Raw genomic sequence first — 12772 nt, forward strand, 5'->3', positions numbered from 1 at the left:
AATGAAGCCATTACTGCTATCATAAATAAAACCACCTATGCGATAGCAGTTCAAAACTAAAAATATAGGCAACAATATGAATATGAATCATTGGCTGGTGTGGGCCGCATTTTCTGCCTGCTTCGCTGCCTTAACTGCTATTTTTGCCAAAGTAGGCTTGCGGCAGATTGATTCTGACTTAGCAACACTAATTCGCACCATAATTATTGCATTTGTATTAAGTTTATTGGTTTGGGGCTTTGGTAAGTGGCAGAATCCCTTGCTACTCTCAGGCAAAACGTGGCTGTTTTTAACATTATCTGCTTTCGCCACTGGCGCATCATGGCTTTGTTATTTTCGCGCCCTACAGCTGGGTCAGGTATCGCAAGTGGCACCGATTGATAAGCTCAGTGTCGTGTTGGCAACCCTATTTGCTGTACTTTTTTTAGGTGAACGGCCCAGCGTTCAAGAATATCTGGGGATCATCCTCATTGCCCTTGGCGTACTCACTATTGCATTAAAATAAACGCTCGATATTTTTTAATGCCTCCTATCATCCAAGTTTCCTATAAACTTATGATTACGCCTTACTCATACACGTTATTGTTAATCGGTCAGATGTCTAATCGCAAATTTGGCCAAGCAGCGTTGGTTGCCCTTATGGCAATAAAGCCAGCAGCGCCTTAATTGACCGCCTCCATACTGAGCAAATCCAACTTCACCTTTTTGAAATTGCAAAATAGATGCGCAGAATCCGTTTCCATCCAAGCGGCATCAACAGCCCTGTCTAAGCGCCTTATTGAACGCTCAGGGTAATTATCTATATATTTTTCCTAAAAAAAATTATAAATTAAGCATTTACAGTATTTCATTTGCCGGCTTTCTGATTTCAGCTAAGTGTCATATTTTGTCTAGTTTTAACATAAGGTTTGGGGAAACACCTGTGATTGAGCTGAAAGACTCTGAATATCGTTCCAATCTGATCAAGCATGCCATCATTGCGTGCTTCATTTGGTTTGCGAGTTTCATTGGGGTATCCAGCAGCGTTTTTGCATCCTCGCAGCAGCACAGCGGCGCTGCAGAATGTCAGGCAAAAATACAGCGCATAGAAACCGCGCAAAGCAATCCAAATCAGGAAATACAGCGCCCTGCTCAAGGCTGGGTTACGCTGGAAAAACTGCCTGATCAGTGGGAAAAGCGCTGGCCTGACTATCACAGCAAGGCATGGTACAAAATTATTTTCAGCTATAGCTGTCAAAATCCTGCGCAAAACTCGCCTTTGGCACTGGCCATTGAAAGCATTACACAGACGGGGCAAGTATTTATTAATAATGACCTGCTTTGGCAAGATATTTCAACTGAAGAACCTATTGCACGCAATGCCGTTACACCGCATTTATGGAATATTCCAGCCTCAAGCCTGCATCAAGGTGAAAATATTCTGTGGGTACAAGTACAAGGCAGCTTGACCCAAAAGTCGGGCCTAGGCCAAGTGCTGATTGGCGATTATGCAAGTATTTATCAAGCCTATAGTAAATGGGTCCTTGAGAAGAAAACCTTGCCTTATTTAAACGCAATGCTGAATTTAGTGATTGCCATTATTTGCTTCTTGGTTTGGGTCATAGCGCGCAATGATTCCGCATTTTTATGGTTTGCACTGGTATCGATTGCCTGGGTGCTGTACAGCACACTGGTCGTGTATTCAGAGCCTCTGCCCTATTTGAACAGCACTGATGCAGACCGCCTGCAGAATATTATTTTCTGCTTTTATGTGGTTGCTGGCTGTTTGGGCGCATGGCGCTTTGCACGCAAGTCATTTCCTAAAATTGAAAAAGTACTGTATGCCTTTGCCTTTTGCGGAGCCGCTGTAATTGCCTTTGCGCCTGATGCCTATATCAATCAAACCATGCAGGTTTTTTTCGGCCTTGCCGTGCTGATCTTTTTAGCAAAATGCCTGACTTATCCTTATATCGCCTATAAGTCTAAAATCACTGAAACCTATTTTATGTCTGTGACATATCTCGTGTTTATTCCTATTGCGATTAATGACGCAATATTTATGACCACTTTGCAAGGTCAGCCGCTGTCGCCCTATACTGCGCCCTTTTCATCAATGTCCATCGGCATAATTTTGGCATTCCGCTTAGCCCGTGACTCACGTGAAATTGCGGCTTTTAATAAAACTCTAAATGAAAATATCATTCGCGCCAAAAGTGAACTCACTGAGTCTTTAGGCCTACAGCACAAACTGGCGCTGGAAAATGCCCGCCTGCAGGAACGCATACACCTTTCGCATGACCTGCATGATGGCTTAGGCGGCTCTATTGTCCGTTCCATCATCACACTGGAGCGCAATGAACAAATCAATAAGCCTCAAGTGATGTCTATTCTAAAAATGCTGCGCAGTGATCTGCGCCAAGTGATTGATACAGGATCTAGCCTTTCCGCTAAAGTTCCTGATACGCCTATTGAATGGGCTGCGCCGATTCGCCACAGATTTGTCCAGCTGTTTGAAGAAATAGAGATCCTTTCACAATGGTCTTTTGAGCCAACCTGGAAAAAACTGCCTACAGCGCTGCAGTGCCTAACCTTAACCCGCGTTGCAGAAGAGGCCCTGACCAACATTCTCAAACACAGCCAAGCTTCAAAAGTGTCGGTTTCTTTAACCCAAACAGGCAATCATGAATTGCTCATGCGCATTCACGACAATGGCGCTGGCTTTGACCCGCAAACTGTAGATGCTGGATTGCATGTCGGACTGCAAAGCATGCGCGCCCGCATTAGCCGTTTAGGCGGCACATTCGATATAGCTTCGCAATTCGGCAGCACCAGTATTCAGGTCAGCTTGCCTTTAGCCCCGAAACATAAAGCTTCTGCTGAAGCATGATGAAATAGGCACGCCTGATATTTTGCCAATCCTATCCATCTGCCGCTCAGACAAGAAGGTTTTAAAGATAAAATCAAGGCAAAAAGTTTGACTTGTTCAGCTCAGGACTTAAAATACCGCATTCTGAATTTTTTAGATTTGCCAAAGTTATGTCGAACGATCAATTAGACCAGCAAGTCGTAGAGCTGGACAATTTAAGCGAACAGCGTGAAATCGTGACGTTTATGCGCCGCTCAACTCCGCTGAACACCTCTCAACGTACTGCGCTTGAACAATATGGTCACTTAATTTTGGAATATCCTGTCGGCGATTTACGTCAGCATTTCGAACACCCTGAGCGTCCGCTGACGGTTGAAATTGGTTTCGGTATGGGCCGTTCATTAGTCCTGATGGCTAAAGCAAACCCGGAACGCAACTTTGTCGGCATTGAAGTGCATGTGCCGGGTATTGCACAATGTGTTTTTGAAGCCGGGATGTCTGAGCTGAAAAACTTGCGCGTCTTAGATGCCGATGCCATTCAAGTGCTGCGCGAAATGCCTGACAACAGCATCAATACCGTACAGCTATATTTCCCTGATCCATGGCAGAAGAAACGCCACTTCAAACGCCGCTTCGTATCGCATGACCGTATGCCACTGGTAGAGCAAAAGCTGGAACTCGGCGGCACTTTCCATGCCGCAACTGACTGGGAACCCTACGCTGAATGGATGCTGGATGTGCTGGACAACCGTCCAAATTTAGAAAATGTGGCAGGCAAAGGCAACAGCTACCCGCGCCCGGACTGGCGTCCGCAAACTAAATTTGAACGCCGCGGCTTAGAAGCTGGGCATAAGATTAATGACTTCCTTTTTAAGAAAATCGGTTAATTGCCAAAGCATAAAAAAAAGCGCTCCATTGAGCGCTTTTTTTTATGCTTTAAATGGGAAGTTCATTTAACGGATAAACAAACGGTAAATCAGCTTCTGAATAAATGTTCCATAAGGCGGATAAATCAGCTTCATCAAACTGAATTTGGGCCGTACAAAAACTGACTTGGCATGGCTGAAGGTTTTAAAACCCTCATGTCCGTGATAATGCCCCATGCCTGAAGCGCCAATACCGCCAAACGGCATATCTTCCATCCCTGCAGTCATCAGTGTTTCATTCAGGCAAACGCCGCCGCTGTGCGTTTCATGCAGTACCTTCTGCTGTTCTGCTTTGTCATAGCCAAAATAATACAAAGCCAAAGGGCGTTCACGCGCATTGACATATTCAATCGCCTCATCAATCTGTTGATAGCAGACAATCGGCAAAATCGGCCCAAAGATTTCATTTTGCATCAGCGCCATATCATCATTGACATTCGTCACTACAACATGCGGCATACGGCGCCCATCCGGCGCAGCATGCTCCTGAACAAGCTGCGCGCCTTTGGCATGCGCATCAGTGAGATAATGCTGCAGCCGCTCAAACTGACGCACATTCACAATAGCTGTATAGTCAGGATTGCCTTCAATGCTGTTTGGGTAAAACTGCTTAAGCGCATCCATATAAGCCTGAATAAAGGCATCTTGCTGACTGCTGTGCACCAGCACATAATCTGGCGCCACACAGGTCTGGCCTGCATTCATGGTTTTACCGAAAGCAATGCGGCGGGCGCTCTCTTTTAAATCTGCATTCTGCGCAACAATAGAAGGCGACTTGCCTCCAAGCTCTAAGGTGACTGGCGTTAAATTGTCTGCCGCAGCATGCAATACATGCGAAGCAATTGAAGTCGCCCCTGTAAATAGCAAGTGATCAAAAGGCAAATGGGTAAACTGCTGCGCAATTTGTGCATTGCCTGTAATTACAGTGACATGACTTTCCCTAAAATTGTCCGCAATCAGCCTTTTAAACAGTACAGAAAAGTCCGGGGTAAATTCACTCATTTTCAGCATGACATTATTGCCAGCAGCCAGTGCCTGAGCCAGCGGACCTACAGCTAAAAATAATGGATAATTCCAAGGCACAATCACGCCAACCACGCCCAAAGGCTGATACAGCACATAGCCTTTAGCAGGCTGGAACAAGATACCGACATCGCGCTTGCTGGGCTTCATCCATTTTTTCAAGTATTTCAAGCTGTGCTTAATGCCGTTTAAGCTGGTCATTACTTCAAATAATCGGGTTTCATCGGCACTGCGGTTGGAAAAGTCGCGGCTGATTGCGGCAGCGATCTCGTCTTGGTGATCAACCAGCATTTGGTAAAGGGTCTGTAAATTCTGTTTGCGCTGTTCATAGCTGGGGTAGCTTTGCGCTTTAAATGCCAATTTCTGCTGTGTAAAAATCTGCTCTAAAGCAGCGCTATTCCCTGCTTGCGCCTGCTGCTGTTCCATTGCCATGCATTTTTCCTTTATTTAATCTTTGCAAAATAGGTGTATTTCAATCTTCGTCAGTACCGTGCTTTGCCTGATCAAGCCACATCTTTATAAATCTGGCTCTGACGAATCAAATCCACTGCTTTTTCAGCAATCATCACCACAGGCGCATTCGTGTTGCCATTCACAACTGTGGGCATAATAGAGGCATCAATGACCCTTAACTGGCCAATGCCGTACACGCGCAGCTCCGGATCAACGACCGCCATTTCATCGATGCCCATTTTACAGCTGCCTACAGGATGGTACACCGTATCCACCCGCGCCCTTAAAATATTGCGGATATCATCATCTGTATGCACATCCGCAGTAAATAAATCCTGCTTATACAGTTCAGATAAAGATGGAGACTGCATTAGCTGCTGTGTCAGCTTATAGCCTTGAACCAAGTCCTCCACATCACCGGCATCGCCTAGAAAGTTCGGATCGATTTTTAGCGGATCGGTAATTTTATTGCCGCTCAGCTGCACACTGCCCCGGCTCCGCGGATTCAATAAGCACACATGGCAGGATAAGCCATGGCTGGCGTGGAATTTACGCGCATGATCATCAACAAGCGCCATCACAAAATGCAGCTGCAAATTTGGAATGTCCAATGCAGGATCGCTTTTTAAGAAGCCGCCGCACTCCGCAAAGTTGGATGCAATCATGCCGCGGCGTTCGCTGCGGTAACGCTTAATCTGCTTGATCATCCCCAAGGAGCCAGACATGGACACACCAAATGTATTGGCGGTATCTTTCACGGTATAGCCGAAAATAAAATCAGGGTGATCATGAAAGTTTTTACCGACGCCTGGCAAATGGTGCTTCACTTCAATTTGATGCTCATTCAATTCCGCCTGATCGCCAATTCCTGACAGCATCAGAATTTGCGGAGACTGAATTGCTCCTGCGCACAGCAGCACTTCTTTACGCGCATGCAGCTGTTTGATTTGCCCTGCATGCTGCACTTCCACACCCGCCGCTATTTTGTTCTCGATCAGAATTTTATGTGTTATGGCCTGTGTCAGCACGATTAAATTCGGGCGGCTTAAGTGCGGAAAAAGATAGCCCCGGGCCACACTGCAGCGCTCACCGTTCACATGGGTCACTTGATATACGCCCAAACCTTCCTGTTCTGCGCCATTAAAATCATCCAGAACTTTATAGCCTTGCGCTTCCGCTGCAGCCATATAGCGCTGATGGATCGGATTGTCGGTACGCACATCACTGACTGAAAGCGGCCCTGCATTGCCATGAAATTCATTTTCAATGCGTTCATTATTTTCAGATTTGATAAAGTACGGCAGCACCTCGTCATACGACCAGCCTGCATTTCCCAATGCTGCCCAATGATCATAATCGGCGCGGTTTCCGCGGATGTAAATCATGGCATTAATGCCGGATGATCCGCCGAGGCATTTGCCGCGCGGCTGATAGCTTTTTCGGCCATTCAGGCCTGCCTGAGGCACCGTTTCAAAGGCCCAGTTATTGATTTTTGTTGGCAGGCTTACAACACAGGCCGCAGGAATATTCACCGTCCAGCTGTCGCCTTGCCCCCCAGCTTCCAGCAGGCAAACAGAAATATTCGGGTCTTCCGTTAAACGGCTGGCCAATACACTGCCGGCACTGCCTCCGCCGATAATAATGTAGTCAAATTCCTTTTGCATTTTGTTTTCCTTTGATTTTTATTTTTCATGTCTGTCTTTTATTTTAATAGCATATATCTGTAAAAAACGTCATCACGTATTTCACTTAAAGGTCATTTTTTTATATAAACAGCTGCTGAACCTAAAGATGATTTTACTTACCCGCAATAAAACCCTGATAGCATAAAATTTGCGTAAATGAAGACATCTGCTTAAAGCCGGCTTCTTGCAACAGCGCCAAAGTGTCCAATTCCGTTAAAGCATAAAAATCGTCATTCATCCGATGCAGCATAGCTTGTGTTTGCTTTTCCGCCAAACCGTTCATTTCACACAGCCGCTTTAAGGCCATCGCTTCCTGCTGGTCATGAAACTGCATTAAATCAAATGTCAAAAAAATCCCGCTGGATTTCAAACATTGCTGTGCGCCCTGCAAGAAACCCAGTTTTTCGCAAAAAGGAACGAAGTGCGTTACCAGTACCGAAAGCACGGCATCAAAACCTCCCTGCTCAGTCAATGCCGTATGCGGGCCCAAAACAAAATTTACCCGCTGATCGGCATTCCACGGCGCCGCATAGTGCCGCGCTTTTTCCAGCATCGGCTGGGACAATTCTGTCACGGTAAATCTGCACTTCGGAAAAGCCTGCAGCAGATAACCCAATTCATAGCCAGTCCCTGCACCAATAATCAGCACATTGGATTTCTCTGGCAGATATCCCTGTAAAATTGCCAAGATCTGCTGATGCGCCAGCTCATAGCCCGGAATCAATTTTCGAATATGCTGGTCATAACCATCAACCACCTGCTGACTGCTAAAATCCTTTGCCAAAATCCGCTCCTTCTCAAGCACCTGCCATTAATTGTTTCAATAAAATCATGAGTGATGCCGTTTTAAAATTTGTTCGCTCAGAAGTGCATAAACCGCTTTCAAATCTTGACGCTGTGATTGTTCCAGCATTTCTGCATGCATGGCGATAATATTTTTGTCTCCCCGCATGGCTGGGCCTGTCTGCATTGCCTTAGGATCAGCTGCAGTGGCTTTTTGCGCGGTTTCCAATATCAGCGGATACAGCAGGCTGAAATCGACCTGCTGCGCATCGACAACCTGTTTCGCCATGTCGTAGCAGTAATTGGCAAAATTGCAGGCATAAACCGCCGCCAAGTGCAGGCTCAGGCGCTGCGCTGAAGTGTATTCATATACCCGCTGGCTGAGCTCATTTGCCAATGCATTCAATATGGCTGAATCCTGCAGCTCTGCAGCTTCTATAAATACCGGGGTTTGCGCCCAATCAATTTCACGTTCAAAACTGAAGGTTTGCAAAGGATACAGCACGCCAGCTCTAGGATGAACTGCGGTTAATTTGGCAATGTCTGTGCTGCCGGATGTATGCGCAATCAAGACTTCTGGCGCATAGCGGTGAACAGATTGAATCACGTCTGCAATTGCGCTGTCACTCACGGCAATAATCAATAAATCAATCTCGGCCTTCAAGGCACTGAATGACGTTGCCGCTTCAGCGCCCACCGCCTGCGCCAGCGCGGCTGCATGTTCATATTTCCGGCTGCAGATTTGAACAATTTGGTGCCGCTCCTTTAAAGCCCGCGCCAAATGATGCGCCACCCGCCCTGCGCCAATAAAACTGATCCGCATAATTCCGCTGCATTATTAAAATGATGCCTAAGCATGCCTACAAAAAAAGGACGAATCAATTCGTCCTTCAGATTAATTTACCGCAGCTGCATTCATCCCCGCACTTTTCAATTCAATAAGGCGCTATTGCTTGCCGCGGCAAACAATGCTGCAGCGGCTATAAATTAATTAAACAGATTGTTCAAATAGACCGTGCGCTCTTTGGTTTTTTGGATAAAGCATTTGCTGTATTGAATCGCCTGATTCTGTGCAGACATCGCATCATTCCAATAGTCAGATTTCTTTTGGTAAGTCTCTAACTCTTTGTCATCCACCTGATGTACGCTTTTTTGCGACAGCACTTTACAGTCCACATCACGCTTTTCGAACCAATCTGACTGATCCTGCTGCTGGGAAGTTTTCTGCTCTGCCGTCAAACGGTCCCAAGCAGCGTTCAGCTTCTCTACCGAAGCATTCTGTTCACCATCAATTTCTTTTTGACGCACATCTAAGGCCTTTTGCGCCAGTTCACGCTGCGCAGTATCCTCTTCCACATATTTTTTAGACTCTTCTTTATTTTGTTCATTGGCCTTCATATATGATGCATACTGCACCGCCAATTCAGTCAAATATGCGGACTGGCTGATGACTGAATGATTTTCCATGGTCATGCTGATCTCATCTTTATCAGACTTATCAATATGATAAATAAAATCGATGCCATTCAGACGGTCATTTTTCAAAGTCAGGCCGGCAAACGAACTGCCCAGATAATCTTGCAGCGTCGTCGTGTTATCCGCTGCTTCACCTTCACACTCCTCACACGGCGCATCCATAAACGCATTTTCAGCCCGCTTTTGCAGGCCATTTGGCAAGATTGCTGTCACTAAACTGCTGCAGTCCAAGGTTTTAGCCTGCTCAGGATTTTCCGTCTTTGTGCTGATATGGGTAATTTCAAACTTTATATTTTTGCGGATTTTATCCAATAAGGCCTGATCTGCTTCAAAAGATGACTGGCGCAGGCGCTGATCTAAATCCTTAAGATATTCTTCCTTCAAATAATCCTGCAGCTGCTCTACATTTGCTGGCGCTGTACAGCTGAAATCTGTCACTTGCTGTGTTTTCGGTTCTTCTGAAGCGGCTTTATCTTTTTTATTTTTAAAATAATCACAGCCTGAAAACATTGCAGTACTGCACATGAGGCCGATCATTAAGTTTTTATTTATCATCTTTTAACCATACTGTTTTATAATTTTCGCGTATTAAATCAAAAACTCAGCATCTTGACCATAGCTTCTTGAAAAAACCCTGCAGCCAGTGCAAGGATTTTTCAGAATTAAAGAGCTGCTTAAAACATTACTGCACGGCATGCATGGCGTTAATAAGAATATTCTTTCACACCCTGTTCATCTACTGTACGCGCCACGCCTGTATCTTTATTCAACACTTCAAACTCAATGCGGCGGTTTTTAAACCGGCCTTCCTCTGTGGCATTTTCTGCTGCCGGTTTTTCCTGCCCCATGCCGACAGCCCTCAATTGCGCCGGATCTACACCCTTGCCAATAAGGTAATCCACAACAGCCTGGGCTCTGGCCTGAGACAATTTTTTATTGGCCGCCGCACTGCCTGTCGCATCAGTATGCCCCATTACAGTAAGTTCGACCTGCTTCGCGCGCTGCATTAAAGCGGCAGCCTGATCCAGGATTGATTTGTTGGCTTCAGGAATCTCTGCAGAGCCCGCAGCAAAATTAATAATTTGCATATTCAATGCAGTCGCAACATCCAGTGCGCGAATATGCTCAGGATTAATTGCAGCTAGCGCCTTTTGCGCCTCAGAAATACTATTATTCACGGCTGTATTGATATCAACAGGTTTCTGAACCGAAATATTCATGTTTTTTGCAATTTTCTTAATGTCACCGGCTAACCGTTCAGCATCCTGCGGGTTGGCTGCTTGAATCGACAATTGTTCACCGACCCAATTCAAGGAGACATTGGGTATGCCTTCAATAAGCTTCAATACCGATGGAATGGCATCCTGATCCGTATATACGGTATGGTAGCCAGCGTCCGCCGATGCGCCACAGCCTGCAGGACTGCTAAAAATCTGTTTCACTTGCTGCTGTAAAATATCGATATAGCTGCTGTTGTTGACATATATTTGGCAGCTGGCCAGCGCCCCCTGTTCATTCGTGCTGAGATGCAAAGATGCCGGCTGGGCCGCTGCGCTTTGCACATGAGGCCCTGCATCTTCCACGCTGTTTTTGCTCGAACAGGATTTATACCAAAACGCAGCCAGCAGCCCTAAAATGATAAGGGCTAACACAGGCAGCCATGCGCCGGATTTTTTCTCCTTAACCGCCACTGGCGCTGCAATTTCAGGCGCTTTGTTGGCTGTTTTCCCGATTGCTGTATTAATGCCTAATGCTTCCAGTATTCCAGCAGCCCACACGGGCAAAGCGCGGTGCACTGAATCTTGCTGTGTATTGATTAAATGCACCATTGCATCCGGGTCAGCAGAACCTGCCTGATTCTCCAGTACGCCTAAGACGGGCAGAATAGATTTGGATAATGTGCTTTCAATTTCGGGCGCAGGCGCTGCGCCGCGCAGAGAATCTAAAAACTGGGGCTTTAAGGCTGGATGGCTTTCAAATAAATCATTCAGCCGCGGATTCAGCTGATCCCTCAAACGCTCAATTAAATGGGGCTTTCCTCTTAAAATGCTCAGCAGGATGGGATAGAAAAGACTTAATGCCGTATTTTTTTCCGTAAGAAATGTGCTTTCTCCTTCCAGCACCCTTGCAGAGACTTGCTGTTTCAATATCTCAATTAAATTATTGCTCATCGGCCTGTTCCTTTGCTGTTTATCGTCATTTTTATTTTGCTTATTAATTAAACAGTTTATGCCCAACGAATTCTGCTTCTGTAATTAATTGTATTGCTTCAATAATCGAATTTCACATACAAAAAAAGCCAGCTGATGCTGGCTTTTCATTCAAGGACTTACTGAAGATTTATGCAGTAAATGTCCGTACGGCTTTCCCTGTTGCAGCTTGATTGATCAGCGGTGTATTTTTACCATTGGAAACAATGCTGTCTTTAGTAATGATCCATTCCAACGCAGGATTGACAAGAACCCAGCCCGCTTCCGCCAGCCAGCGATCATACATATTGGCAACTTTTGCAGGAGCAACAGTGACCTTTTCAACCCATTGCAGCGGCTCAAACAAGCCTTCATGAATCAACTGCAGGCCAAAAGGCACAAAGGTATCAAAAGCGGTAAAGCCTGGCAGCGTTTCAGCAAATGGCGCCATTTTTGCAGAACTGCTCAGTGGCTCATGATGCGTGGTAATGGCATCAATCACGCCATCCTTCAACCCCTGACGCAGCAATTCTTTGTCCTGCTCTGAACGCAGCGGCGGGCGCACATGCGCAAGCGAGTTAAAGCCATCAATCAGCTGATCTGTCAAATGCAATTGATGCATGGCAACATCACACGTCACGGGCAAGCCTTTGGCTTTCGCCTGTTTAATCAATTCAACCGAAGCGCCGCATGACAGCAAACCAAAATGAGCGCGTACCTTCGTTGCTTCAATCATCAACAGATACTTGGCGATAGCCACTGTTTCTGCCAAAGCCGGAATCATCGGCAGGCCCTGACGCGAAGCGACAAAACCTTCGTGCACACAGCCATCTTTGGCAATCTGAGGCTCTTCTGCATAGAACACGACTGTCATCTCTAAACCCGCCGCGTATTCCAGTGTGCGGATGACCACATCATCATCGGCAAACGGCGCATTGGCATTCGATACCGCTGTACAGCCGCCTTTTTTCAGACCCGCCATATTGGCCGGCTGATTGCCTTTTAAGCCTTGCGTCTGCGCACCAATCACCTGCAAATAAATGCCGCCATCCAGCATGGCTTTTTCAACCAAGCCATGAATCAGCGCGCCATTGTCCTGAACAATCGGCTTAGAATCCGGCGGCGTGAAGACATGCAGAATCCCATTTTCACGGGCTGCTTTACCTTCTGACTTTAATGTGCCGTGCTGCTGCTGGCCAGGTTCACGCATACGCGCGCACAGGTCAACCATCGTTGGCATCAGCCAAAGGCCTTGGCCATCAATTGTTTCACTGATTTGCGCTGATTCCGCCACCAGTTTGCCATTTTCGATATAAACCGTTTGCACGCCATCTGTTTGACGGATTGGGTCTAAGACACGCACATTTTCAATTTTTACAATAGTCATGACTT

The 12772-nt window shown here is 46.2% G+C and carries 10 protein-coding genes; 3 read left to right on the forward strand and 7 right to left on the reverse strand.

Features of this window, described 5'->3' with window-relative positions; all coding sequences use genetic code 11:
• Window positions 1-76: 76 nt before the first annotated feature.
• The 3 genes from F941_RS09760 to trmB all read left to right on the forward strand — a co-directional run bounded on the left by F941_RS09760 (window position 77) and on the right by trmB (window position 3732).
• The gene (locus F941_RS09760) at window positions 77-505 is read left to right on the forward strand and encodes an EamA family transporter (RefSeq protein WP_005010651.1); all 429 of its coding nucleotides are present in this window, start codon (window positions 77-79) and stop codon (window positions 503-505) included.
• Window positions 506-922: 417 nt separating this feature from the next.
• The gene (locus F941_RS09765) at window positions 923-2866 is read left to right on the forward strand and encodes a sensor histidine kinase (protein ID WP_005010652.1); all 1944 of its coding nucleotides are present in this window, start codon (window positions 923-925) and stop codon (window positions 2864-2866) included.
• Window positions 2867-3015: 149 nt separating this feature from the next.
• Window positions 3016-3732 (forward strand): tRNA (guanosine(46)-N7)-methyltransferase TrmB, encoded by a 717-nt coding sequence (gene trmB / locus F941_RS09770; protein ID WP_005010653.1) that lies wholly within the window; start codon window positions 3016-3018, stop codon window positions 3730-3732.
• Window positions 3733-3798: 66 nt separating this feature from the next.
• On the opposite strand, the gene F941_RS09775 is transcribed toward trmB, so the two are convergent.
• From F941_RS09775 to F941_RS09805, 7 genes are all read right to left on the reverse strand, one after another.
• Complete coding sequence (locus F941_RS09775) at window positions 3799-5226, reverse strand: coniferyl aldehyde dehydrogenase (RefSeq protein ID WP_005010657.1); 1428 nt, start codon at window positions 5224-5226, stop codon at window positions 3799-3801.
• Window positions 5227-5297: 71 nt separating this feature from the next.
• Window positions 5298-6911 carry a GMC family oxidoreductase gene (locus tag F941_RS09780; RefSeq protein ID WP_005010660.1) on the reverse strand — a complete coding sequence of 538 codons (1614 nt, stop codon included), beginning with the start codon at window positions 6909-6911 and terminating at the stop codon, window positions 5298-5300.
• A gap of 133 nt (window positions 6912-7044) precedes the next feature.
• Window positions 7045-7716, reverse strand: a complete 672-nt coding sequence (locus F941_RS09785; RefSeq protein ID WP_005010664.1) for a class I SAM-dependent methyltransferase — start codon at window positions 7714-7716, stop codon at window positions 7045-7047.
• Between the two features lie 45 nt (window positions 7717-7761).
• Entirely contained in the window at window positions 7762-8538 is a 777-nt protein-coding gene (locus tag F941_RS09790) for a Rossmann-like and DUF2520 domain-containing protein (protein ID WP_005010667.1), read from the reverse strand.
• Window positions 8539-8702: 164 nt separating this feature from the next.
• Window positions 8703-9746: a hypothetical protein gene (locus F941_RS09795; RefSeq protein WP_005010675.1), complete on the reverse strand. Its 1044-nt coding sequence runs from the start codon at window positions 9744-9746 to the stop codon at window positions 8703-8705.
• 149 nt (window positions 9747-9895) lie between these two features.
• Window positions 9896-11362, reverse strand: a complete 1467-nt coding sequence (locus F941_RS09800) for an OmpA family protein (protein WP_005010677.1) — start codon at window positions 11360-11362, stop codon at window positions 9896-9898.
• A gap of 169 nt (window positions 11363-11531) precedes the next feature.
• The gene (locus F941_RS09805; protein ID WP_005010679.1) at window positions 11532-12767 is read right to left on the reverse strand and encodes a dihydroorotase; all 1236 of its coding nucleotides are present in this window, start codon (window positions 12765-12767) and stop codon (window positions 11532-11534) included.
• Window positions 12768-12772 lie beyond the last annotated feature (5 nt).

This window comes from Acinetobacter bouvetii DSM 14964 = CIP 107468 (assembly GCF_000368865.1).
Taxonomy (GTDB): Bacteria; Pseudomonadota; Gammaproteobacteria; order Pseudomonadales; family Moraxellaceae; genus Acinetobacter; species Acinetobacter bouvetii.

Excerpts from the sequence above, each read along its gene's own strand:
- F941_RS09805 (WP_005010679.1), bottom strand. The coding sequence starts at position 12,767 with ATGACTATTGTAAAAATTGAAAATGTGCGTGTCTTAGACCCAATCCGT.
- F941_RS09795 (WP_005010675.1), bottom strand. The coding sequence starts at position 9,746 with ATGATAAATAAAAACTTAATGATCGGCCTCATGTGCAGTACTGCAATG.
- F941_RS09790 (WP_005010667.1), bottom strand. The coding sequence starts at position 8,538 with ATGCGGATCAGTTTTATTGGCGCAGGGCGGGTGGCGCATCATTTGGCG.
- F941_RS09780 (WP_005010660.1), bottom strand. The coding sequence starts at position 6,911 with ATGCAAAAGGAATTTGACTACATTATTATCGGCGGAGGCAGTGCCGGC.
- F941_RS09775 (WP_005010657.1), bottom strand. The coding sequence starts at position 5,226 with ATGGCAATGGAACAGCAGCAGGCGCAAGCAGGGAATAGCGCTGCTTTA.
- F941_RS09800 (WP_005010677.1), bottom strand. The coding sequence starts at position 11,362 with ATGAGCAATAATTTAATTGAGATATTGAAACAGCAAGTCTCTGCAAGG.
- trmB (WP_005010653.1), top strand. The coding sequence starts at position 3,016 with ATGTCGAACGATCAATTAGACCAGCAAGTCGTAGAGCTGGACAATTTA.
- F941_RS09760 (WP_005010651.1), top strand. The coding sequence starts at position 77 with ATGAATATGAATCATTGGCTGGTGTGGGCCGCATTTTCTGCCTGCTTC.